The organism is Pseudomonas asturiensis, assembly GCF_900143095.1.
Taxonomy (GTDB): domain Bacteria; phylum Pseudomonadota; class Gammaproteobacteria; order Pseudomonadales; family Pseudomonadaceae; genus Aquipseudomonas; species Aquipseudomonas asturiensis.
Genome location: NZ_FRDA01000012.1, coordinates 66,793 through 90,329, shown reverse-complemented (window position 1 = coordinate 90,329; position 23,537 = coordinate 66,793). Strand labels below are relative to the sequence as shown.

The 23,537-nt window shown below is 59.7% G+C and carries 18 protein-coding genes, 1 tRNA gene and 1 pseudogene; 5 read left to right on the top strand and 15 right to left on the bottom strand.

Features of this window, described 5'->3' with window-relative positions; translation table 11 throughout:
- Positions 1-59 precede the first annotated feature (59 nt).
- From BUB69_RS19790 to BUB69_RS19780, 3 genes are all read left to right on the top strand, one after another.
- Positions 60-317: a hypothetical protein gene (locus tag BUB69_RS19790; RefSeq protein ID WP_073169677.1), complete on the top strand. Its 258-nt coding sequence runs from the start codon at positions 60-62 to the stop codon at positions 315-317.
- Positions 314-1,843: a sodium:solute symporter family protein gene (locus BUB69_RS19785; RefSeq protein ID WP_073169675.1), complete on the top strand. Its 1,530-nt coding sequence runs from the start codon at positions 314-316 to the stop codon at positions 1,841-1,843. The genes BUB69_RS19790 and BUB69_RS19785 overlap by 4 nt, the downstream gene beginning before the upstream one ends.
- Positions 1,844-1,905: 62 nt before the next feature.
- On the top strand, positions 1,906-2,559 hold the full coding sequence (locus BUB69_RS19780) for an HAD family hydrolase (RefSeq protein WP_073169673.1): 654 nt from the start codon (positions 1,906-1,908) through the stop codon (positions 2,557-2,559).
- 262 nt (positions 2,560-2,821) lie between these two features.
- Here BUB69_RS19780 and BUB69_RS19775 read toward each other — a convergent pair whose 3' ends face one another.
- The gene (locus tag BUB69_RS19775) at positions 2,822-3,124 is read right to left on the bottom strand and encodes an ArsR/SmtB family transcription factor (RefSeq protein ID WP_073169808.1); all 303 of its coding nucleotides are present in this window, start codon (positions 3,122-3,124) and stop codon (positions 2,822-2,824) included.
- 86 nt (positions 3,125-3,210) lie between these two features.
- On the opposite strand from BUB69_RS19775, the gene BUB69_RS19770 reads away from it, so the two are divergent.
- Positions 3,211-4,302: an NADH:flavin oxidoreductase/NADH oxidase gene (locus BUB69_RS19770; protein WP_073169671.1), complete on the top strand. Its 1,092-nt coding sequence runs from the start codon at positions 3,211-3,213 to the stop codon at positions 4,300-4,302.
- 226 nt (positions 4,303-4,528) lie between these two features.
- Here the strand turns inward: BUB69_RS19770 and BUB69_RS19765 are convergent, their stop codons facing one another.
- Together BUB69_RS19765 and BUB69_RS19760 are read right to left on the bottom strand one after the other, a co-directional pair.
- Positions 4,529-5,965: a DUF2142 domain-containing protein gene (locus BUB69_RS19765; protein WP_073169669.1), complete on the bottom strand. Its 1,437-nt coding sequence runs from the start codon at positions 5,963-5,965 to the stop codon at positions 4,529-4,531.
- 362 nt (positions 5,966-6,327) lie between these two features.
- Positions 6,328-6,522, bottom strand: a complete 195-nt coding sequence (locus BUB69_RS19760) for a hypothetical protein (RefSeq protein WP_073169667.1) — start codon at positions 6,520-6,522, stop codon at positions 6,328-6,330.
- Between the two features lie 985 nt (positions 6,523-7,507).
- On the opposite strand from BUB69_RS19760, the pseudogene BUB69_RS19755 reads away from it, so the two are divergent.
- A pseudogene (locus BUB69_RS19755) lies at positions 7,508-7,797 on the top strand (cell wall hydrolase); the annotation flags it as partial.
- 236 nt (positions 7,798-8,033) lie between these two features.
- Here the strand turns inward: BUB69_RS19755 and BUB69_RS19750 are convergent.
- The 12 genes from BUB69_RS19750 to BUB69_RS19695 all read right to left on the bottom strand — a co-directional run bounded on the left by BUB69_RS19750 (position 8,034) and on the right by BUB69_RS19695 (position 23,492).
- Positions 8,034-8,107 (bottom strand) — tRNA-Gly (locus BUB69_RS19750).
- Between the two features lie 158 nt (positions 8,108-8,265).
- Entirely contained in the window at positions 8,266-9,159 is an 894-nt protein-coding gene (locus tag BUB69_RS19745; RefSeq protein ID WP_073169665.1) for an alpha/beta fold hydrolase, read from the bottom strand.
- A gap of 301 nt (positions 9,160-9,460) precedes the next feature.
- Positions 9,461-10,153: a pseudouridine synthase gene (locus tag BUB69_RS19740; protein ID WP_073169663.1), complete on the bottom strand. Its 693-nt coding sequence runs from the start codon at positions 10,151-10,153 to the stop codon at positions 9,461-9,463.
- A gap of 42 nt (positions 10,154-10,195) precedes the next feature.
- The gene (locus BUB69_RS19735) at positions 10,196-10,420 is read right to left on the bottom strand and encodes a cysteine-rich CWC family protein (protein WP_073169806.1); all 225 of its coding nucleotides are present in this window, start codon (positions 10,418-10,420) and stop codon (positions 10,196-10,198) included.
- Between the two features lie 34 nt (positions 10,421-10,454).
- A complete protein-coding gene (locus BUB69_RS19730; RefSeq protein WP_073169661.1) occupies positions 10,455-13,691 on the bottom strand; it encodes a dermonecrotic toxin domain-containing protein in 3,237 nt (1,078 codons plus the stop codon).
- Positions 13,692-13,778: 87 nt separating this feature from the next.
- Positions 13,779-15,593 (bottom strand): allophanate hydrolase, encoded by a 1,815-nt coding sequence (gene atzF, locus BUB69_RS19725; RefSeq protein WP_073169659.1) that lies wholly within the window; start codon positions 15,591-15,593, stop codon positions 13,779-13,781.
- 31 nt (positions 15,594-15,624) lie between these two features.
- A complete protein-coding gene (gene uca, locus BUB69_RS19720) occupies positions 15,625-19,317 on the bottom strand; it encodes an urea carboxylase (RefSeq protein WP_073169657.1) in 3,693 nt (1,230 codons plus the stop codon).
- A gap of 120 nt (positions 19,318-19,437) precedes the next feature.
- Positions 19,438-20,061, bottom strand: coding sequence for an urea amidolyase associated protein UAAP2 (locus BUB69_RS19715; RefSeq protein ID WP_425439389.1), 624 nt, complete (start codon positions 20,059-20,061; stop codon positions 19,438-19,440).
- Positions 20,062-20,074: 13 nt separating this feature from the next.
- A complete protein-coding gene (locus BUB69_RS19710) occupies positions 20,075-20,800 on the bottom strand; it encodes an urea amidolyase associated protein UAAP1 (RefSeq protein WP_073169655.1) in 726 nt (241 codons plus the stop codon).
- Entirely contained in the window at positions 20,797-21,579 is a 783-nt protein-coding gene (locus tag BUB69_RS19705) for an ABC transporter ATP-binding protein (RefSeq protein ID WP_024688644.1), read from the bottom strand. The genes BUB69_RS19710 and BUB69_RS19705 overlap by 4 nt, the downstream gene beginning before the upstream one ends.
- Positions 21,576-22,391, bottom strand: a complete 816-nt coding sequence (locus tag BUB69_RS19700) for an ABC transporter permease (protein ID WP_073169653.1) — start codon at positions 22,389-22,391, stop codon at positions 21,576-21,578. Before BUB69_RS19700 ends, BUB69_RS19705 begins: the two co-directional genes overlap by 4 nt.
- A 27-nt stretch (positions 22,392-22,418) precedes the next feature.
- A complete protein-coding gene (locus BUB69_RS19695; RefSeq protein ID WP_073169652.1) occupies positions 22,419-23,492 on the bottom strand; it encodes a putative urea ABC transporter substrate-binding protein in 1,074 nt (357 codons plus the stop codon).
- Positions 23,493-23,537: the final 45 nt, after the last annotated feature.

The window sequence follows — 23,537 nt, the reverse complement described above, 5'->3', positions numbered from 1 at the left end:
TACTGCTTGAGTTTTACTTGATCGATTAATCGCAAGATCCAAAATTCAAGGAGTCTTCCATGAGTACTGTTTCGATTGCGCGGCCAGGGCGTGTGAAAACGCTCGTGTTCGGCGTTTACTTTTTTGCATTGTTGATGATGGCGCTGTTCCCGCCGTTTTACCTTCAGGTCAGTGGCAGTACGGTCATCGTGCTGGGTATTCCGTTGCCGATCTTTTACTGGATTCTGAACGCTGCGCTGATGGGACTCGGCCTTTGGGTGCTTTATATGGTTGAGTCCGCCAGTGGCGAGATTCCTGAAGACGGGGGCGCACAATGATCAGCACACTCGTCAATTCGGATCTGTACATAACCTTCGGGCTCATCAGCCTGTTTCTGGCCGGGATGATCGGCGTGCTGTACGCCACCAATCGCAAGAGTGACTCATTTTCCGACTACGCGGTGGGCGGCCGTTCCTACGGGCCGTGGTACATCGCGATGTGCTACACCAATTCGTGGTGGCCGGGCGCAACGTTCACAGCGTTCTTCGCCCTTTCGGTCGGCGGTGCGCTGGGCTTTTACGGCATGGTGTACGCGACCCTCGGGGTCACCGCCATGTACCTGATGGCCAATCGCGCCTGGACCTGGGGCAAACGCTTCAACCTCACCACCCAACCCGATTTGCTGGGCATGCGCTTCGACAGCCCGGCCGTGAAACGCATCGCCTCGATCATCGGCATTATCTCGGTATTTCCGTGGGTGGTGATGGGCATCCAGGCGTTGGCCACGCTGTTTCAGTTCGCCAGCTTCGGGCGTTGGGGCGTGACGACCTGCCTGACGGTGGGTGTCGTTGTGATCCTGATTCGGCAGTACTGGACCGTAAGCATGGGCATGCGTGGTCTGATCATGACCGACATGTATCAGGGACTGATTGCCTACGTACTCTGTGCCGCGCTCTGCATCATCCTTCTGTTCGGTGATCAGGCGTCGTTTTCCAACCTCGCGCAATTGCCCGCCGGCATGCTGGTGATTCCGGGCGGCGCAGGCAGCACCTACGGACCGCTTTACATGTTCAGCCTGATCTTCACTGGCGTGATCGGTTCGATGTGCTGGCCGATGAGCTTCCAGCGTATCTACACCGCCAGCGGCGTGCGGTCTGTGAAGAAAGGCACGCTGATTACCATTCTGCTGGTCGCAGGCTTCTACGGGATTCTGATGCTGTTCGCTGCCGCGATCAGTCAGGACCCGAACGTCGCAGCGCATCCACAGCATGGCTGGTTCCTGTCGCTGTTCGACATTGGCGGGCCGTGGCTGTTGGCGGTCGCCATCGTGATCGTGCTGGCCGCCAGCATCGGCCACGTGGACGGCTGTGTACAAGTCTGCGGCACGCAGTTCGCCAACGACCTGGCGACCTGGAACAAACCACGAACCGACCGGCAGAAGACCATCCTCGCCAAGGTGGGCATGGTGGTGTTCATCAGTGCTGCGTCGGTACTGGCCTACCTGACCTTCGACTATGCCCGACTTCAGTTGCTGGCGCAGATTTCCTATCAGGGCATCATCCAGTTGGCTGTGCCGTTGTTCTTCGGCATCTTCTCCCGGCGAGGCAATAAACAGGGCGCGATTGCCGGCATGGTCGTGGGCATCTTCGTGGCCATCGTGCTGACGACGATTTACCCGGACGACATCCCTCAACTGGGTTCCCTGACCAGCGGGATCATCGGGCTGATCTTCAACGCATTGATCTTCGTCGCGTGTGCATTCGCCATCAAGCCCAGTGCCGCGGAAGTGAAGCGGGTCGATGATCTGTTCGCGATTGCAGCGCCAGCTCCCAAGGCGATCAACGCCTTTCCCGCCATGAATTGATACAGGCGCGCGCCCGTTTCGGGCGCGCTCGTTCGGCGCAGTTCAACAGTTGAGAGGACCCGATGGCTTTAGCGATTTTTGATCTGGATGACACCTTGATTCATGGCGACAGTGCCAGCCTCTGGAGTCGGGAAATGGTGCGACTGGGTTGGGTGGAGGACGAAGCGTTTCTCAGCCTCGACCAGGAACTGATGAACGCCTACAGCCAAGGAAAACTGGCCATGGAGGAATACATGGCGTTCAGCCTCACACCGATGGCCGGGCGTACTGTGGAGGACGTGGCCGAGGCCGTCGCGCACTTCATCGAGGCCGTCATCGAGCCGCTCGTGTATCACGAAGCTCGTCAGACCATCGCCAGGCATAAGGCGGCGGGTGACCGGCTGCTGGTCATTTCGGCGACAGGCTTCCACATCGTCTCGCCTGTTGCAGCGCATCTGGGTATCGATGAGGTTTTGGCCATCGATCTGGACGTGCAGGAAGGTCAGTTCACCGGTCTCACCGAGGGCATCCTGACTTACCGCGAAGGTAAGGTGCTGCGGCTGAAGGAGTGGCTCAGGGTGCAGGACGAAATTCTGGAAGGCGCGTTCTTTTACTCGGATTCGAGGAACGACCTGCCGCTGCTGAAGCGTGTCGACAATCCCATTGCCGTGAACCCGGACCCGACGCTGCGGGCGTATGCGCAGGAGCAAGGCTGGCCGGTTCTGGATTGGTCGTGAGTGGCGTGCCTTCTCCCGATAAGCCGCCTCTTACCCAGCACCTGACTTGCGAGAACGCGCTGAAAACGGCTTTACCGTAGGGCATGGGTCCCCTCAAGGGGTTCATGCGATCTGACGCACCGGGTGCTTTTGGTTATGCCGCGTGTGTCAGACTCTGGCGCAAGCGCTGCAGGGATGTCCGGCCTGCTTCTATGCGACGATCAGGCCATTTTAATCGAAACCGTGAGTCAGCAGGCAACCAGGCAAGTCACGTCTTTATGCATCATCCCAGTTGCCGAAGAATGGTTGCCAACAGTCCGGGAAAGCGTGTCTCGAGTTCTTCATTGCGCAGCGAGTTCATGTGCGTCGTGCCTACGTTGCGGGTATGCACGAGCCCTGAATCACGCAGTACGCGGAAGTGGTGGGAGGCGCTGGACTTGGGCCGGTCGCCACACAGTTCACCGCAGGTTGCCTCTGGTACGCCCGCCAGATAGCGCACGATTTCCATCCGCACGGGATCGCTCAACGCATAAAGCACACGGTCGAGAGTGAAGGCATCGGGTTCTGGGTGTTTTAGAGTTCGCATGGGCGCCATGATAACGAGGGGTTTCAATTAGCGCTATATTTCGAATACTATCGAACAATCGTAATTCGATGTATCTGGAGATTTCCATGTCAGCGTTGTTTCAACCCTACACCCTCAAAGACATCACCCTGCGTAACCGCATCGCCATTCCACCGATGTGCCAATACAAGGCCGACGATGGCTTGATCAACGACTGGCACCACGTTCACCTGGCCAGCATGGCGCGTGGCGGGGCAGGGCTGGTGGTGGTCGAGGCGACGGCTGTTGCACCTGAAGGCAGAATCACACCCGGTTGCGCCGGTATCTGGAATGACCAGCAAGCCCAGGCATTCGTTCCCATCGTGAAAGCAATCAAGGCCGCCGGGTCTGTTCCAGGCATCCAGATTGCCCACGCGGGCCGCAAGGCGAGCGCCAATCGTCCGTGGGAAGGCGACGACCATATTGCCGAGTCTGACGCACGCGGCTGGGAAACCATCGCGCCATCCGCCATTGCTTTCGGCGCCAACCTGCCCAAGGTGCCGCGTGAAATGACCCTGGACGACATCGCCCGCGTTAAGCAGGACTTCGTCCACGCCGCACGTCGTGCGCTGGAGGCCGGCTTTGAATGGATCGAGCTGCACTTCGCCCATGGCTATCTGGGACAAAGCTTCTTCTCCGAACACTCCAACCAGCGCAATGACGCTTACGGTGGCAGCTTCGACAACCGCAGCCGCTTTTTGCTGGAAACCCTGGCCGCTGTGCGTGAGGTCTGGCCAGAGCACCTGCCACTGACCGCCCGTTTCGGCGTTATCGAATACGACGGCCGTGACGAGCAGACCCTCAGCGAATCCATCGAACTGGCGCGCCGTTTCAAGGCGGGTGGTCTTGACCTGTTGAGCGTCAGCGTCGGCTTCACCATCCCTGACACTAACATCCCGTGGGGGCCTGCTTTCATGGGGCCGGTCGCTGAGCGCTTGCGTCGCGAAGCGGGCATCCCTGTGACCTCGGCGTGGGGTTTTGGTACACCGCAATTGGCTGAAGAGTCTATCAAATCGGGCCAGCTCGATCTGGTGTCGATTGGCCGCGCACACCTTGCGGATCCGCATTGGGCGTACTTTGCCGCCAAGGAACTGGGCGTGGAGAACGCGTCCTGGACCTTGCCGGCGCCTTACGCGCATTGGCTTGAGCGGTATCGTTGAGAGGCTGATCCTGGAATGACTGGATCGGCTTTGCTCTGAGCTGACACAACCCCGCCCAGGCGGGGTTTTTTGATGCTCATTGCCAGACGCCAAATCGAGAGGTTGATCAATAAGGTCGGGCCGCAAGCCATTCGCGATTGGAAAACAAACCCGGCACTCATCAATTTTCCACCAACCGTGAGCACACTGATGGCTTCTGAACCGGCCTCGTTTTTAGTGCAACAGGTCATTGAGCCACCGTACCTGTGTTTGACAGGTAATATCGATCTGCAAGGGTGGTAATCATGCTGAAGGTGGACACGAGGAACACCATGAAAACGATCCCATAGGTAGCAAGCCATCGCGACCCTCCGGATTTTGAATCCAGCGCGCAGAGGATCACTATCACAGGCAGGGCAAAGTACCTGCCCTGTATGCCGTCGATAACCTGTGCAGGGTGTGGCGTCCAGATGACTAGCATGGCAAGGAATACGAGAACCATCGATGCGAAACCGCACAGCAAAAGAACCCATGCGCTGCGTGGCTTGAATGCACTGAGCCTGACATTTATCAAAAGAGCCAAGGCAATGAGTGTCGATATGCCAATGTAGACCGACATGGGCATTGTGGTGTCGAGCCACCCTAACGTTCCGATAAATGATCGCCAGTATTGGGCGGTCAAGCCCGCGTCTGACAGCGTCGCATACATGACATTCCACAGCGCAGCCGGGTCAGTCAGGTAATACTTTGCTATCGCTCCCGGCGTAACCTTGTGGCCCGACCTGAGGTCTGTTGTGACCGCCATGCCCAGTACTGTCCAGGCAACCACAGCGCCTGTCGCTGCGACCGCTATGATCAGCCTCTGCCTTGATCTGTGCAGGATGGCCGGAGCGATGAGCATGAGCAACATGGGCGCCATGTAGGCTCTGCAAGTAACAAGCACGGCAACCGAAACCGTGAGCATCATGAATACTCGCCGATCAGTGTTTTCTTGCTCCCAGTCACGCTTGAAACACGACACAGCGAAGAACGCCAGCGCCATTGACATTCCGTCGATGGTTGATGCGGTCATCTGAAAAAGGCTCATCGGCAGCACCAGGACGATCAGGGCCAGCGGGCTGGGCCTGTAGAGTTTAAAGGCTGCGATTAGCAACGACAGGGTCGTAATGAGTACGAAAAGTCGCGCCATTCGATAACTGGCGTCGATGCTGAGATTCAACTGCTCGCCAATGGCAAGGGCCAGCGCCTGGGGCGCGTAGATCGCAGGAAGGTTATACCCGGTGCCGGGCAAGGAGCTGAAGCCGTGCACACCTGTCCACTGTGCCGCTTCGCCGTGGCGTTTCAGATCGGCAGTCAATCGTGCATCAGGCTTGCCAGCAAGCGTTGCGTAATTCACCAGGTAGCCCACAAGGCCAGTATCGACTTGCCCACCTGAAGACGCTCCGGCTGGCGTTTGCAGAAAAATCTGCCCATGGGCAAGCAGGTATGCGCGCTGCAAATGGTCTATCTCATCAGGCGATTGCATCGGCGGCACCAGCATCGAGACGCCATGGACGACGACGGCCAGGAATGCGTACAAAAAGAAAGTGATGTGCCGTCTGGCTAAGGCGCGGCTCTGCGTGAGGTATTCCTGCAACTGATTGACGGTTTGATCATCGTTGGCGGTGCGGTATTCATGATCCATGGAGTGGCACCGTACTGGCCAATGGTCGAGGCTTGACTTCGAGTAGTTTGATGACGGTTAAGTGTAGGCGGCTGACTTGAGGCTACGCACGCCGTACGTCCAGCCATGCGCTGAATCAGGGCCGAAAGGACGCAGCATTGACCGGTCTTGGCCGAGAGTCAGGGTGACGAAGGTGTGGGGGCTACAGCGATATTGCAGGGAATGGCGGGTATGAAACGATGGAGCGGGTAGAGGGAGTCGAATTTGCCCTATTTTACGCGGCTTTCAGGGCTATATAGATCGCCTCCAAACATGACGTCATATAAGGATTCGGGGGGCTGTTATGAATCGTCCAGCCCCGTATCGGCAGCATGCCAATCAACTTACACAGCGGCATCTTCCCGGGTGTTTCTTGCCGCCTTCTTCAACCTGATCCATTCCTCCATCTCAGCCAGTTCACAGCGTGGGCGTGCCTGACGCGAATCGTTTGTCTTGATCGGCTTGGGGAACGTGGCGTCTTTGTTCCGGAGTTTGTTCAGGCCGGACTGAGTTTGCATGCCAAGCATCTGGCTGATCATCACCCAGCACCGTACATTGCGAAGAACGCCAGGCCAGGCACCTGCCGATGCGGTCGTTTGATTTGAGGGAGAGGTGATGCAGGGGGGGCTATTTAACGGTTTGGACTCATCAGCATCGGATATTGATCGGAACACCAGGGCGCAATCCCTGCCTGGTTCCCGCCGCGTTTCTGGTAGTGGCCGGCAGATCAGGCTCAGGACTTTTCCTGGGCTTTGCGATCCTGGCGCTGCAGCCCGCTTGGGCCCGGTACGATCAATCTTCGATGCGGCCAGGCGATCGGGAACCAGGGCTTCGGGCAGCTTTCGTCAGGCTGATGCTGGCGCTGGTTGTTTAGTCGCTGTCGCCTGATCCGGTCGAGCCGCTATCGCTGGTTGAGCAACTCGAGCTACTGTCGTAACTGTCGTAACTGTCGTAACTGTCGCCACTGCTGAATCCGCCGTAGTGCGAACGTGACAGTGTGTCGTCGCTTGAGCTGTAAACGGCATGGCCGACTTGGATCGGCGGACTAAGCGGGCTGCTAATTTCCACATGTACTTCGCTTCGATCCCGTGCGGTGGTTGTTTTTGGCGAGTTACCGCGGTGTATCGGTGGTGCGATGCATTCAGATGGCACCACTGGATGCGGTGCCTGTGCCGTTGAAACGATACTTGGCTGTTCCGACTTCTCTGTTGGCGCTACCTCAGATGGCTTGTCGCCGAATAGCGTGGACATGAACTTGAACATTCTGTCGCCCTCGGTTGATTTTCGGTCTGGCTATGTTGCCAAGGCTAGCCAGTGGAATCTACGTTCAGCTGATCGCCGCTACGGGCCTTAAATTCTCGGCACGCTTGCGACTTATCTTCAATTCGTACCCTCGAAGTCGTTGATGTGGTTACAGGGCAGCCGTTATGAGCATGATCGATCTGATGTTGCCTAGGCCACCAAAGGTGCTGAGCCAAATGCGCGGACGTACTGTGCCACAAAAAACGGGCCGCTAAGCCGGATTGGTGGGGCGAGGGCTACGCCGGTGTATGCCAGCGGCCTTGGCAGTTCAGATGCTGGAACAAAAACGACCCGAATTCCAGTTTTTGAGCGGAGCAAAGCCGATTGCTTTTTGTGAGTTCGCCCAAGCGCGAATCGCGGCTGACCTGATTATCGACGGCATGCAGCCAGACTCGACGGCGGGTGTCACCCACTATGACGCGACCACCATGCCAAAGCCGCCTGCCTGGGCTGTAAAGGCAAAGCAGACGCTGAGGCTGGGGCGGAATGTTTTCTTCAAGGACGTGCCATGACATCGATTTGTGTGCGGCTCGCCGGCGTGCTGCTGATCCTGCTGGCCGTTGGCGTATGGTGTGGTTCGATTTATGTCTCACCCTACGCAGCGCCATACATAGCGCCATACACGGAAATCAATCCTGTGCGGGATATATTAGGGATCATGCGGATTTGTAGTTTGACCCGGAAAGGCTCGTTATAGCTGGGCTGTAGGTCGTTTGGTGCTTAGAGGGATCATTCGGGGATGAAACGATGGAGCGGGTAGAGGGAATCGAACCCTCAACTAAAGCTTGGGAAGCTTTCGTTTTGCCACTAAACTATACCCGCTCGAAGCGGCTGACTTTGTACCAGATGCGGTCCCGCATTTGAAGCGTTAATTTCCCCAATCCCTGCTTTTTTCCCGGACTTTCACCATGGAAGCCTTCCGCCGAGTGCCGCTGTCCGTGCGCTGGCGGAGGGTTCCCTGGCTCTGTCGAGCGCTGGTGTCAGAGGGCGAGGGCATGATGGTTCTGAACCAGGTTGTACGCGTGGCGCGACGCTTGCGTCGTGGCCGGTTCCGGTTGCAGGAAACTCAGCAGTGCCAGCTTTGAATCCCGGCATGCGGCCTTATTTTCCATGTCCAGGAAATGCCCGGCAGTGTCGATGGTGCTGAAGGTACAGTCCTTCACATAGTGTGCGAAATGCACGGCGTCGTTCGCGGCGGTGTATTCGTCCCAGGCACCGTTCATGAATAAAACGGGTACGTTGATGTTCTTCGCAGCGGTCAGGTAGTTGCCCGGATCGATCTCCAGTACCTGGCTGATGTGGTGGTGCATCTGGTCGTACTCGTGCAGGTCCAGGCTGCTGACGTGGCGATAATTGAAGCGCTTGAACAGCGATGGCAGGTGCTTGCCGATGGTGTCGTTGATCAGGTGGCCGACTTCGTAACGATTGTGCGCGCCCAGATGGGTGAGGCTCCGGTTCAGGTAGTCACGCATGTGTTCGTTGATGACCGGCGAAAACGAGCTGATGACAGCGCTCTCGATACGCTTGGGGCGATGCGACAACGCAACCAGTGCCGCCGCGCCTCCCCATGAAAATGACATGACGTGTTCGGCGTTGAAGTGGTCAATCAGTTCCAGCAGGATCTGGCCTTCCATTTCCCGGCTCAGTGGCTGTTCATGCAGGTTGTGAGGTTTGGATCTTCCGGCATACGGCTGATCGTAGAGAACCACGTTCATGGTCGGGTGAAGGTTGCGAACGGTCTGTGCAAATGACGCAGTGGTGGCCAGTGAGCCGTTTACCATGATGATGGTTTTTTCCGCGGCATCTGCGCGATAGAACTCCGTGTAAACCCGAAACTGTCCTTGTATATCAAGCACGGCTTTTTCTGGCGACATAGGTATAACTCCTGGCGTAAACAGGTATGCGTACAACGACGTTGCACGAGTTTCGTGACAGGCAGGCATTAGCCGATTAAAGGCCCATGTCGATCCGAACGATCTGTCCGACAGGTATTGTTATTGGCGGGCAATTTGCCGTGAGCCCTGACGGCTCAATACGGTAAAAGGTTTCTTGGAATGATGTCCTGACTCTTCAGTCACATGTGGACTGACGGGTTGGATTCAAGCAGTGGATACGTAAACCCGCAAGTGCCATTCAGAGGCTTGTTGCGCATTCCGCCGAACGGTTGTGACTTTTTCAGAACAGCGCTATTTCCGCGACGTGCAGCGCGCGGTAGCTGCCGGGCTCTAGCTCGGGGTCCAGAGCCAGTGCGCCCATGCTTTCCCTATGCAGATTCAACACTTTATTGTTGAAGTGACCAAACATCCGCTTGATCTGATGGTAGCGGCCTTCAACGATACTCAGCCGAGCGCAATACGGCCCCAGTACGGTTAATACCGCCGGTTGTGTGGTGATGTTTTCGAACGGGAAGTAAAAGCCTTCGGCAAATCGGGTGATATACCGTTCGTCGATAACCTGTTCGGTTTCAACGTAATACACCTTTGGCAACTTTGTTTGCGGTTGGGTCAAGCGTCGTGACCAGTGACCATCATTGGTAATCAACATCAGACCGGTGGTGTTGAAATCCAGACGCCCTGCAATATGCAGTTCATGTTTGTCAGGTTCATCCAGCAACTCCAGTACCGTCGGGTGATGTGGATCAACAGTGGCACTCACGCACCCTTTCGGTTTGTGCAGCATGAAATAGCGCGCCGGTCTGCCTGCCTGAATGATCTCGTCGTCGAAGGCTACGCAGTTGAATTCCCGCACATCATGATGCGGGTCGCTCGTGACGCGCCCGTCGATCTTCACTCGGCCGCTGACCAGCGCCAGGCGGACCTCCTTGCGGTTGAAACGGGGCAGGTTGCTGAGAAAACGGTCAAGGCGCATGGTGTCGGAGCAAGGTCAAGGAGGTGGCGTATGGTACGCGATCTAGCGTGCAGGTTGGCTCAGCGCCGTCTGTTCAACGCCTGCGCAACGCGGACACAGACAGGCCTTGTTGCGCACTTCATCGGGCAGGGCTTCAAGCCGCGCCGGGTCGATGGTTTCGGAAAAACACCAGCACGGCTGGCTGGCGGTGCGCGGGTCGGCCAGGCTGCAGCGGTTGCTGAAGCCGCACACCGGGCAGAGGTGGGTTACATCGTCGGCGGTTGTCATGGCGATATCGGGACCAGGCGAAGGGGCAATCACGTCAGGGCATCTTAACAATCGCAGGCTTCAATGTCGGCGCCCGATACACCGGCGCTCGTTGCAGCACGGCGGCGATGGCAGCGCAGCGGCAATGCACCAGCAATATTTTGTCGTAGTGAATGCCGTGCGCCGACAGCGTGCTGAACAAGTCAGCCAGTGTAGGGGAAGTCATGCCGAAGCGATTACGCACCGTCAGCACGTCCATGGGCGTAGGCGGCAGGTGCCCGAGCAACGGCGATGCGTTGGCGTTGCGCACGACGTTGGCGATGTCTCCATAGGGCTCATTATGGAGTGTCTGGAATTTTGCCAGTGAGTAGTTCTTGAACCGGCCAAGAAGCGACGTGCCCGCCATGAGCTTGTCGGTCATGACCAACGGTTCGAGTGAGGGCGCAAGGGCAACAGGTATGTTGCCGGCTGAGTTTGAAATCGCGAAGGGCAGTACACGCTTGCTGACAATGTTGTGCAGCATCGGGTCGACCAGTTCGTAGCCATGAGGGGCATAGGTGCGCAGTTCGGTGCCATTGGGGATTTTCACGCTGGACGCCCAGGGCATGTAGTGACCATGCGTACTGACCACCAGTGTGCGGGCCTGACCCTTGTCCGACGTCCACAGCAAAAACCGACGGCCCAGTTTCCAGGCGTGTACCGGCACACCGCTAAAATGTGCCCTGCCGACAAGGGTCCAGCGCTTGAGCAGTGCGTCTGTGTGAAAGAATGTTTCTAGCTGAGTCGGGTGTCCAGACATCGAAGTGCTGGCCCGCGTACCTGGGCCTTTAAGCGTCTTGCGCACCTGCGAAACGATGCGCGTTGCCTGACGAGCAGGCTTCACGAGTCTGTTCATGGAACGCAGCAGCCCCGGGGTTCGCGGGCCAAGGTGCATCAACCCAAGCGATAAAGTGGCCAGCACGGCCTGATTTTTTTCGGCGTAACGGCTGCCAGGCAGGTTCGCGGATGCGATGTTCAGGGACGTGATGCCAACCTCGGTCGCCAGTGACGCGATCAGTGCAGGTGTCAGCAACACAGCCATCGGGGCCAGAAGTAGCTGCAGATGATTGAGTCGTTGCGTCCACTCGCTCAACGAGAGTTGTACGGACGTGACGATCTGGTCCTGCGCATCCATCAGCGCGTGCTGCTTCAGTAAGTGATGCATAAATGTAAAGGGCGAGTCGTCCACTGCGTGTCGATACCACAAGTGCTGCACGGCCTTATGTGTATCGGGGTTGTAGATCAGGTCTGTCCAGGGACGCAGGACAGACGCCGCCGGTGTGGGTGCCTTGACGCCGCCCCAGACCCTGAACAGGTAGTTCAGGCGTGCCTGATGGCGCACCGGCACATGGCGCAAGACTGTCTCGCGCCACTCGCTATCAGCGGTGGCGACCCTGAGGTAGCGGTTGAGGGCGTCTTCGTCGGCGAACTCCATGAACGCCTTGGGATGGCCTGCCTGATACAGCACGATCGGCAAGCCAGGCTCTTCAAGGGCCAACAGTCCTGTGCATTGCGTCATCAGACCATCGAGCAGGGAGCCTTTGACGTAGAAACTCAGGCTGTACCAGGGCATTTTCCTGTCAGTGGAAAGCGCCTGCACAATCAGGTCGAAGCTGCCGCGTGACAGGCGTTCCTGCTTGAGACCGATCAGGGCCTGGCTGATGAACATTGACCTGAAGGCCGATTCAATCCCGGTCTGGTTCTGCTCCCAGAACGCATCGAGTCGTTCGGTCATCAGGTGAAGGAAATCGATGGTTTTCAGATGATCTTCCAGCGCGCGCGGGTCAAGTTCCAGTACCTGGTCTTCACGCCAGGTGCCCTGGCCCGTGGTGTCCAGAAACACCACCGTCGCTGCGCCGTGGTCGAGGTAGCCCATAGGGGTCTGAACGCGGTACTGAGTGACCAGTGCCGTGCTCAGGCTCATGGGGCGTTCGTCTGGCGTACTGACCTGGATGGGGGGTGTCCGGGCGTCTCCCAGTGGCGTCGTTGACGTGCCGCGTCGATAGGCAACGAAGACGTGATCGGGCTCATGTTCCAGCCCTTGGGCCTTGAGGTACCGGGCCATGATCTGTGCTGCCAGTTTCGACGGCGCGGGCAGTTGCTCCAGCACGGACGGACGGGATTGCCAAAGGTCCACGCCGCTTGCCAGGGTAAGGCCGCGTGCGATCGGTTTTAGATAATCGAAACGGTCATAACGCTCTTCGCCAAGCAGTTGACGGGCAAGGTACTCCTGGGCCTGTGCAAGTGCGGTGAACACGTCGCCCTCAAGCTGTATCGAGTCGAAGGCGGGCGCGGTTTTTTCTTCACATTCAAGCAGATGGAATGCGTGTTCCTGAAGGGCCGAGTCATTCAGTGCGGCCAGCAGATTGCGGGTCATCTGCTGCGGCTCGTTGCTGATGAATTCCACCACCGGCCCTTTGCTGCCCAGCACATGAATGAAACAGTGCGAGGTGTTATCCGAGCTGACCTGAAAGATGCCCGGCACGGGTTTGCCGTTGAACGTGAGCATCCGTACCTGTGCCTGCTTGCCGCGTGCGCTCTGATCCAGTGTGGAGATGTCTGTTGGAAAGTCGTTGAGCCCCAATGCATCCAGCGTCAGGAAGTAGCCGTAGCGGCTGATCTGGCGACGGGCATATTGGCGCGCCAGCGTGTCGAGGAAGCCCAGCCTGGATAAGGCTCGATAGGTTGCTCTGTGCCGCGACCAGAATGTTTCCAGGGCGATGGTGTAGTCGCGGGTCCACGTGGCGTTGAGTATCAGCGCGAACACTTCTGATGCGCCAACCGACGGTGCATCGTCTGTGAGCTGAGTATCCTCAAGCGTGCTGCGGTGCAGCGCCATAAAACGCGGCGGATCGAAGCTGACGAGCGCCAGCTCGGTCAGCGACAGGCGGATTTCGTCGTGCTCGCTTCCATCGTCGTTCACTTCAGGATGAGCTTTGTTGGAAAAGGTGATGTGTAGCTGGTCAGGGTCCAGTGCCAGTCCGGTCTTGTTCTTCAGGTACGAGGCCAGTTGCTCGCGCAGGAAGTGACGCCTGGAGGGCGGGGCGTCCATATCCAGTTGGCAGGCCTTGAGCAGCAGGGGCGAGTCGGCGATCAGTGCAAACCCGGGGCTTTCGCGCAGGGCCTTGAGCCGTTGCTCGATGGCTCGATCAGGATCGCCTCCGGTAGTGGGCCGCTTCGGCGGCAACTCTGATGGCGGCGCCGAAGCGTGAAGCGAGGTGTCTGGAGTGAGGGGGCTGTGTGTAGCGTTCATGGCTATTGATCGAAGGAAATGATCCCGCACTATGGCGCACCGCCTGGGTCGATCAGACACAACTATGTATCTGATCGACTAGCAGGTTTACGACTGCCGCAGGTAAGCGCGCCAGCCGCCCAGTTCGCTGATATTGCGTGCACCTTCAAGCCCGTAGTGCTCGCAGATGAACCCTGTTTCCCAGCGTCCATCGGCCAACTGCACCTTGCCCAGCCCCAGCGGAGCGGGAATGCCGGTCAGGAACGAACCCAGCTCGGCACTCGGCAGCTCCCAGACTTCCACGTCTATCGCCACGCCGTCTTCTGCCACACGGACCATGCCGGGTCGAAACGGCGGACCGCCAGCGAGTGCGTAAAGCTGATAGTCGGGTGAGCTTTGCGTGGCTTCCAGCAAGCGAGCGCCGCGTTGCTTGAGTTGCCCGTTGAGCGCCAGACCGTCCAGATGCGCGCCGCACACCACCAGCCTGACCCTGTCGTTGCGCGCTGCGTTGTTCGGCGTGGGCAGTTGCGGCGCTCCACCGGCGATCAAGGGCAATGCCGTGTGACGCTGAAAGGCGTCGGCGAGGCTGAGCAGGTATTGATCGGTGAAGGCACGCCCCAATAGCGTCACGCCCCAAGGCAGGCCATTGTCCATGAACGTGCAGGGGACGGCGACGGCTGCGTAATCGAGCAGATTGACGAAGTTGGTGTAGTAGCCCAGTTCGGAGTTGCGCAACACAGGTTCGGCGAGCAGTTCAGCCGATGTCACTGGCCGGCCGATGCTCGGCGTTACCACGCAATCAAGCCCTTCCAGCGCTTGGTCGCAGATGACCTTGAGGGCTTGCAGACGATACTGGGCGCGAAAGGTGTCCACGCCCGTTACCCCAGGTGCCTTGGCCAGTACCGCGCGGATGACCGGCAGTACGGCAGCGGGATTGTCCTGCATCAATTGCCCGGCAACGCTGTAGCGTTCGGCAACCCACGGGCCGTCGTACAGCAGGCTGGCGGCCTCCAGAAACGGCGACAGGTCGACTGTCACCGCTTCGCCGCCCAATGCAGTCAGGTGATCGATGGCATCGCTGAACAGCAGCGGCCCCTGAATGCAGCCAAAGAACTCCAGATCTTCGGCACGTGGCACGCCGAAGCGGAACGGGCGCGGGCTGCCAAATGCGCCCGCGTCGTTCCACGCAGGGTTGCGGCGGCTGTACTCATCGCGTGGGTCGGGTTGTGCGACCAGTCCCAGTAACTGGCTGGCTTCTCTGGCCGTGGCGGTGAACAGCGATACGCAATCCTGCGTACGACAGGCAGGGACTACGCCGGCGGTCGAGATCAGGCCTTTACTGGCTTTGGTGCCGACCAGATTGTTCAGCGCGGCAGGCACTCGGCCGGACCCTGCGGTATCGGTGCCCAGCGAGAAGCTGCTCACGCCCAATGCCACGGCCAGCGATGAGCCTGAGCTGGAACCGCCGGACGGATAGTCCTTCAGCACGCTGTTAGGGCAGGGGCCGTAGGGTGAGCGGCTGCCGTTGAGGCCGGTGGCGAACTGGTCCAGATTGGTCTTGCCCATGGGCACGGCACCCAGCGCGATCAGTTGATCGACAATGGTCGCCGAGGCTTCTGGCAGGTAGGCGTAGTCGGGGCAGGCGGCAGTGGTCGGGACGCCTGCCAGATCGATGTTGTCCTTGATCGCGAACGGCACGCCGTACAGCGGCAGATCCTGGATATCGCGACCTTCCAGATCGGCCAGGTAAGGCTCCAGCTCGTCAGTGCTGAGCAGATGGATGAACAGGTGATACTCAGGGTTCAGCCCGGCGGCTTTTTCCCTTAGCGCCAGGATCAGCTGACGTGGCGACAGGGTGCCGGACTGGTACGCGGCGCGAACAGAATCCAGGCGCAGATCATTCAACAGGTCGTTAGGGATCATGGTGATGTTCCATCAAATTGAGTGATTGGGTTCAATCGGCGTCCAGCACGACGACGCGCTGGCCTGCACGCACGGCGGAGCCGGGTTGCACCCGCACATCGCGCACAATGCCGCTGATCGGCGCAAGCACCGGGATTTCCATCTTCATGGACTCCAGCACCACCAGCACATCGCCTGCCTCGACCCGTTCGCCGGACTTGACCTGCACCTGCCAGAGATTGCCCGCAATGTGGCTATCGACGCCTTGCTGGCCGGGCTCCAGTGCGGTTTCGTCAGTGGTCGGGGCAACGCTTTCCTCGCTCTCGAAGTGGGCCTGCCCGTTGGCGATCCAGCGTTCGCGTTCGGCGTTGAACGCTGCTTGCTGCTGCGCTCGAAACGCCGCAATACCTTCGGCCTCGTTGCTCAGGAAAGTCTGGTAATCCGTGAGGTTCAGGGTGCTGTGTTCGATGTTCAGGTCGAAACGTCCCAGCGGGAAATCGCGGCGGATGCGCAGCAGTTCCTCGGCGCTGACCGGGTAGAAGCGAATCTGGTCGAAGAAACGCAACAGCCAGGGTTTGCCTTCGAACGCCGCGACCTCGCGGTAGCGGTTCCACATTTGCAGCGTGCGGCCCACGAACTGATAGCCGCCGGGGCCTTCCATGCCGTACACGCACATGTAGGCACCGCCGATGCCGACCGAGTTTTCCGCGGTCCAGGTGCGGGCCGGGTTGTACTTGGTGGTGACCAGACGATGACGCGGGTCCAGTGGCGTGGCCACCGGTGCGCCGAGGTAGACGTCGCCCAGGCCCATCACCAGATAGCTGGCGTCAAACACGGTGCGTTGCACTTCGTCGAGGTTGGGCAGGTCGTTGATGCGACGGATGAACTCCAGATTGCTCGGGCACCACGGCGCGTCCTTGCGCACGGTGGTCATGTACTTCTCGATGGCCAACTGGCACGCCGGGTCATCCCAGGACAAGGGCAGATGCACGATGCGCGAGGCCACTTGCAGGTCTTTCGCGGCGCACACGGCATCCCATTCGCCAGCGACGATCTCCAGCAGTCGCTTGAGCGGCAGTTGCGCAGGGCGGTAATGCACTTGCAGCGAGCGGATCCCCGGCGTCAGATCGATCACGCCCGGCAGAGCCTTGGCCTCCAGCGCCAGCATCAACGCATGACCGCGCAGCCGCAGTACCAGATCCAGCTCCGGCGCGCCGATCTCCAGCAGCACATGCGTGTCGCCGGACAGACGTGCCACGAGGCGTTTGTCGTCCTGGCCGATGTCCAGAACGATCGGGCTTTGCAACTGGGCGATGATTGAGGTGTGGCTTACATCGCCTTCGCGGACAAGTCCGCTCCCACTTTGGAATGTGTCCCCACTCTGGAATGTGCTCTCACTTGGGGGCGCATTCTCCTGTGGGAGCGGACTTGTCCGCGAAAAGGCATTAGCGAGCGCCGCAGATGCCATGGCATGACACGCCTCGACACTCACCGGATGAAACCGCACCTTGTCACCGGCCTTGAGCTGGCCCAGCTGCCACAGGTCGGCTTCGATGATAGTGACCGGGCAGACGAAACCGCCCAGGCTCGGCCCGTCCGGCCCGAGGATCACGGGCATGTCGCCGGTGAAATCCACCGCACCGATCGCATAAGGGTTGTCATGAATGTTGGACGGGTGCAGCCCGGCTTCTCCACCATCGGCACGCACCCACTCTGGCTTGGGGCCGATCAGTCGCACGCCGGTGCGACTGGAGTTGAAGTGAACCTCCCAGTCCGTGGCGAAAAACGTCTCCATGTACGCCTCAGTGAAGTACTCGGGCGCCGCATGCGGCCCGTAGATCACGCGCATGTTGCGAACTTCGCCGAGTACCTCGAGCGCATCATCGGCGATGCGCTCGCCGACACTGCGATCGGTCAACGGCGCAATATGCAGCACATCCCCGGCCCGCAATGCACGCCCGCCATGCCCACCAAACTGGCCCAGGGTGAAGGTACTTTTGCTGCCCAGATAATCCGGTACATCCAGCCCGCCCCGCACGCACAGGTAACTGCGCGCGCCGGTCCCGGTGATGGCGCCCAGCGCCAGGGTCGAACCCGCGTTCACCAGCAGCGTGGTGTTCATGGGGCACGCTTCGCCATCCAGCGTCAGCGCAATCGTCGCGCCGGTCACGGCCACTACGGCATCGGTGTTGAAGCGCAGCAGAGGCCCGCTCATGGTGATTTCCAGCGCGGCACACCCTTCGGCATTGCCCAGCAACAGATTGCCCTGACGCAAGGCACGGCTGTCCATTGGCCCGGATGGCGGTACACCCACGGCCCAATAGCCCAAACGTCCCGGATAATCCTGAACGCTGGTCTGCGTGCCGCCGCTGAGCACTTCGAAGGTGTCGGCGTGATACACCAGATCCTCCAGGCAGCGCGTCCACGGCTGCCCGCTGGCGAATGGCACGTCCGCGATGATCTGCCGCAAATAGTCGCGATTGGTCTCCACGCCATACAGACGGCTTTCGCCCAACGCGTGGGCCAGTGCAGCGCTGGCCTGGTCGCGGCTGGGTGCCCAGCTGATAAGTTTGGCGATCATCGGATCGAAATACGGCGGGATCTCGCAACCGGCTTCAACCCAGGTATCGATCCTCAGCGCCTGGCCGTCGGCAGGCGGAAAGCTCACGGCGGTCAGCAGGCCAGGGCAGGGCTGGAAATCGCGGCCTGGATCCTCGGCATACAGGCGCGCCTGAATAGCATGTCCACTGGGTTTCAGCGTCGCTTGCAGTTCAGCCAGCGGCGGCAGATCACCGGCGGCCAGTTGCACCATCCAGCTGACCAGGTCCACGCCCCACACCTGCTCGGTGACGCCGTGCTCGACCTGCAGACGGGTGTTCACTTCCAGAAAATAAAAGCGCTGATCCTGGCTGTCGAAAACGAATTCCACGGTTCCGGCGCTGCGATAATTCACTGCCTTTGCAAGCTTGATCGCTGCGGCGCACAGATCATCCGCCATGCCTTGCGGCAAATTGGGCGCGGGGGTTTCTTCCAGCACTTTCTGATTGCGGCGCTGCACTGAACAATCCCGCACGCCCAGCGCCAGCACTTCGCCCTGACCGTCGCCGAACACCTGCACTTCCAGATGGCGGGCGCGCTGGATGTACTTCTCGATGAACACACCGGCGTCGCTGAAATTGTTCTGACCCAGACGCTTGACTGCTTCGAACGAGTCGGCCAGTTCCTCGGCGCTGCGGCACACCCGCATGCCGATGCCGCCACCGCCTGCGGTGCTCTTGAGCATCACCGGATAGCCGATCAGCCTGGCGGCTGTGAGGGCTGCCTCGACGCTGTCCAGCAGTTCGGTGCCTTCCAGCATCGGCACGCCGTGTTGCCTGGCCAAGGCCCGAGCGGTGTGCTTGAGGCCGAACACGCGCAGTTGCTCAGGCGTCGGACCGACGAAGGCAATGCCTGCGTCTTCACAGGCCTGAGCAAAGGCGGCGTTTTCGGACAGAAATCCATAACCCGGATGAATCGCCCCGGCCCCGCTGGCTTTGGCGATGGCGAGGATCTTGTCCACCGCCAGATAGGTGTCAGCCGCGCCGCCTTCACCCAGGCTGTGGGCTTCGTCGGCCTGCATCAGGTGCAGGCTGGCAACGTCGGCTTCGGAATAGACCGCCACGCCCTTGACCTGCAAGTTACGCAAGGTTCGCAGGATGCGGCAGGCAATGGCGCCACGGTTGGCGATCAGCAGTTTGTCGAACATGGCATGACCCCGGAAACCGGACTGAGTCGGTTTCGTGATGGGAAGCGGGCCGTCCCGCTTATAAACGTTTCGATGCAACGGTCGTCCGTTGCCGCCCAGATGTGGGGCTTAAAGCATCAACTAGTCGCGAACCTGCAGCTGCGCAGGCGTCGGGTTGTAGCCGTTGCAGGGGTTGTTCAGTTGCGGGCAGTTGGAGATCAGCACGATCACGTCCATCTCGGCACGCAGTTCGACGTATTTGCCGGGGGCGGAAATGCCGTCTTCGAAGGTCAGACCGCCGTCCGCTGTCACGGGCACATTCATGAAGAAGTTGATGTTCGGGCCGATGTCACTTTTGCTCAGGCGACCGTCGTGCAGGCAGGCGCGCAGGTAGTTGTCGCGGCAGCTGTGCATGTAGCGCTTTTCCAGTGCGTAGCGCACGGTGTTGCTTTCCTGCGCACAGGCGCCGCCCAACGTGTCGTGCCGACCGCAGGTGTCCTCGACGATGGTCAGCATCGGCTGGCCGAGGTTGGAATACAGCACGCTGCCGGTGGTCAGGTAGACGCTGTTCTGGCGACGCAGAGTGCGCTGCACGTCATAGCGTTCGCGCGGGTTGGCGAGGCTGAAGAACAGCGTATCGATGGCCTGATTGCCTTCCAGGTCAAGGATGCGCACCGTTTGTCCGGCTTTCACTTCGGCCAGAAACGGTTCACCGGCAGGAATGGTTGCGTCACAGTGGTGATGGTCGTGGGCATGCAGATTCATGACAGGGCTCTCCTCAGGCGAACAGGCGGTCGGTGTTGATGAAACCGCGCTCGTTTTCCGGGCGCGAGGTCCGGCAATGTTCGGCAATGCTGGCGTCGGCCTTCATCCAGCTCAGCGTGAGCGGTTGCGGCGCGTAGGTCGGGTTGGGGTCCATCGGGTGTTGCAGGGCAGTCAGTACCACCAGCGTGTCCATCGGCGCATACAGCTCGATGTAGTCGCCGGCTTTGGAGTTGTCCGGCACAAAGTGCAGGGCGCCGGTTCCGTCGACGTTGACCCGGCTGAACAGGTTCAGGGTCATCAACAGGTCCGACAGGCCCAGGCCCCATTTGCCCAGCTCGACCAGCAGGTTATCCACGCCGTTGCGGAAGAATCCGTTACGCAGTTCCTGATAGCGTCCCTGGCCGTATTTTTCGGCGACTTCCTGAGCGTTGAGCACGCCGCCGATGCTGTCGCTCCAACCGCAGGTGTCGGTGACGATGGCAGCCAGCACGCGGCCCATGTCCGAGTACAGACAGTGACCGGCGCTCAGGCGCGCAGTGTGTTGGCCTTTGAGGCTGTCAGGCAGATTGAGGCGCTCGGTCTTTTCGTGAGCGTTGAGCAGCGTCAGGCTGACGTTGGCGTTGCCGTGCAGATCGGTCAGGCGTAACAGTTCGCCGCGCTTGAGGATAAACGAGCGATGCCCGCCGCCGGGCAGCAGTTCTTCGGCGAAAACGGGGTATAGCGTGGTGGAGTCAGTCATTGAGTGGGCTCCTCTAAAGCCGGTTTCAGCAGTTCGAGTGCCGCACGCTCGGCGCGGCGTTCGCTGTTGAGGGGAATGTCGTAGGTGATGCGCGCGCCATAGGCGCCGGGGGCGTGCGGGTCGTAGCGAACCTTGTCGAACACCAGCAGGCGCGTGCCGAGGTTGAAACCCTCGGACAGGTCATGAGTGACCATGAACACGGTCAGTTGCGTTTCGCGCCACAGCTCCAGCAGCAAGTGGTGCATGTCCTTGCGAATGCCAGGGTCGAGCGCGCCGAACGGCTCGTCGAGCAGCAGCACGCGAGGTTTCATGATCAGTGCCTGAGCGATGGCCAGGCGTTGCTGCATACCGCCAGACAGCTGCGACGGGTACTTGTCCAGCGCATGGCCCAGGCCGACCTTGTGCAGCAGTTGCGCCGCCTGTTCCCGAGCGTCCCGTTTGGCCTGGCCGAACAACCGGCCGATCCAGCGCGAACGAGGCAGCTCAAGACCCAGCGCCACGTTGTCCAGCACGCTCAGGTGCGGGAACACCGAATAACGCTGGAAGACCACTCCACGGCTGGCGTCCGGTTCATTGGCAAGCGGTTGGCCATCGAGGGTGATCGCGCCACGGCTGGAGGTTTCCTGACCCAGCAGCAGGCGCAGAAAGGTCGATTTGCCGCAGCCCGACGCGCCAACCAGGGTGCAGAACTCACCCTCGGCAACGTCCAGATTCAGGCCTTCGAGCACCACCTGATCGTCGTATTGCTGCCACACATTGCGCACGCAGATAAAGCTCATGTCCGCGCTCCTTCGTACCAGGGAAATGCACGCCGGGTCAGGGCTTTGAGGCCCCAATCCATCAGCCAGGCGAGCAGGGTGATCCACACCACGTAAGGCAGAATCACGTCCATTGCCAGATAGCGGCGTACCAGAAAGATCCGGTAACCCAGGCCGTCAGTGGAGGCGATAGCCTCGGCTGCGATCAGGAACAACCAGGCCGAACCCAGCACCAGCCGCAGCGCAATCAACAGACGGGGCAGCAGTTGCGGCAGAATCACCCGCAGGATCAGTGTCCAGGTCGAGGCCCCGAGGGTCTGTGCCTTGATCAGCAATTCCACCGGAATTTCACGTGCCCGTTGTTCCAGATCCCGCGCCAGAATGGGCGTGATGCCGATGACGATCAGCATCACTTTCGACAGCTCGCCCAGACCGAACACGATGAAGAGAATCGGCAGGATCGCCAGCGGCGGCACCATCGACAGCACCGTCAGCAACGGCGACAGCGGCGCGCCGAACATCGGCAGAATGCCCGCCGCTATACCCAGACACAGCCCGAGCAAGGCACTGATGCCCAGACCCACCGCCAGCCGTTGCAGGCTGGACGCGGTGTCCTGCCACAACAGGTATTCGCCGGTGCGAGTGTCGGCCTTGAACGCCATGCGATTGACCGCGTCGGCCATCTGCACCGCGCTGGGCAACAGTTTGTCGTTGGGGTTTTCCGCAAGCCTGCCGGCCGAGCCCAGAAAATAGGCGAACAGCAGCAGGGCGAACGGCAGGATCACCAGGATCAGGCGACCGGCGCGATCCGGGTGGCGGTTTATCAAGCGCATGGCAGTGACCTTTGTGCGAAACGTGGTTTACAGCTTGCCGTCGGCGGCCATCTGCACGTAGCTGGGGTCAAAATGCAGCTTGAGATTGCCCTTGTCGCCGGTGGTCACGCCATTGGCGAACGTCATGCCCACTGCCTTGTCATCTTTGGCGCCTTCACCGAGCAGACCGTGGGCGAACGAAAAGCTGGCGACTTTGCCCATGGTGTCTGGCAGTTGCTTGCTGGTGGCGAACTCAAGCGCTTCCTTGGGCGTGGCAAACAGTCTGGTGGTGTCCAGTTGCGACTGGAAGCCCGCCAGATCGGTGCCCGAAGCCTTGGCCATGTGTTCCAGCGCGGCTTTGCTTTGGGCATTTTTAGCGTTCATCAGCGCGACGACTTCAAACCACGCGCCGGTCAGGGCCTTGCCCAAGGCCGGGTTGTCTTTCAGGGTCTGGGTGTTGACCACCATCATGTCCATGATCTCGCCGGGGATCTGGCTGGAATTGAACACTTCAGTCACGCCCGGTTTGGCCTTGATTTCCGAGAGCATCGGATTCCAGGTGGTGACGGCCTTGACGTCCTTGGTGTTGAAGGCCGCTGCGATGTCGGCGTCCGAGGTGTTGACCACTTTCAGGTCTTTCTCGCTGAGCCTGGCAGTGTCCAGCGCGCGGGCCAGCAAGTAGTGGGAAACCGAAAGTTCGACCAGGTTGACGTCCATGCCCTTGAGGTCGGCGATTTTCTTGCCTTCGCCCTTGAGCACCACGCCGTCGTTGCCGTTGGAGAAATCGCTGACGATCAGCGCGGTGCTTTCCACGCCACCGGCCGCCGGGATGGTCAGGGCGTCCATGTTGGTCATGGTGCAGCCATCGAACTGTCCGGCGGTGTATTGGTTGATCGACTCGACGTAATCATTGAGCTGGGTGACATCAATCTTGATGCCGTACTTCTTGGCCCATTTGTCGACGATGCCTTGGGTGCCCGCATATTCCCACGGCATCCAGCCTGCATAGATAGTCCAGCAGACGTTGAAGTGGTCTTTGGGAGCGGCGTTTGCCGAGAAGCTCAATGCAGCGAAAAGGCCGGCGCAGAGCAGGCTTGAGAGACGGGACGTTGACTTGAGCATCGAGAGATATCTCCAGTAGTGAAAAGGGCGGCCAGGAGCAACGTG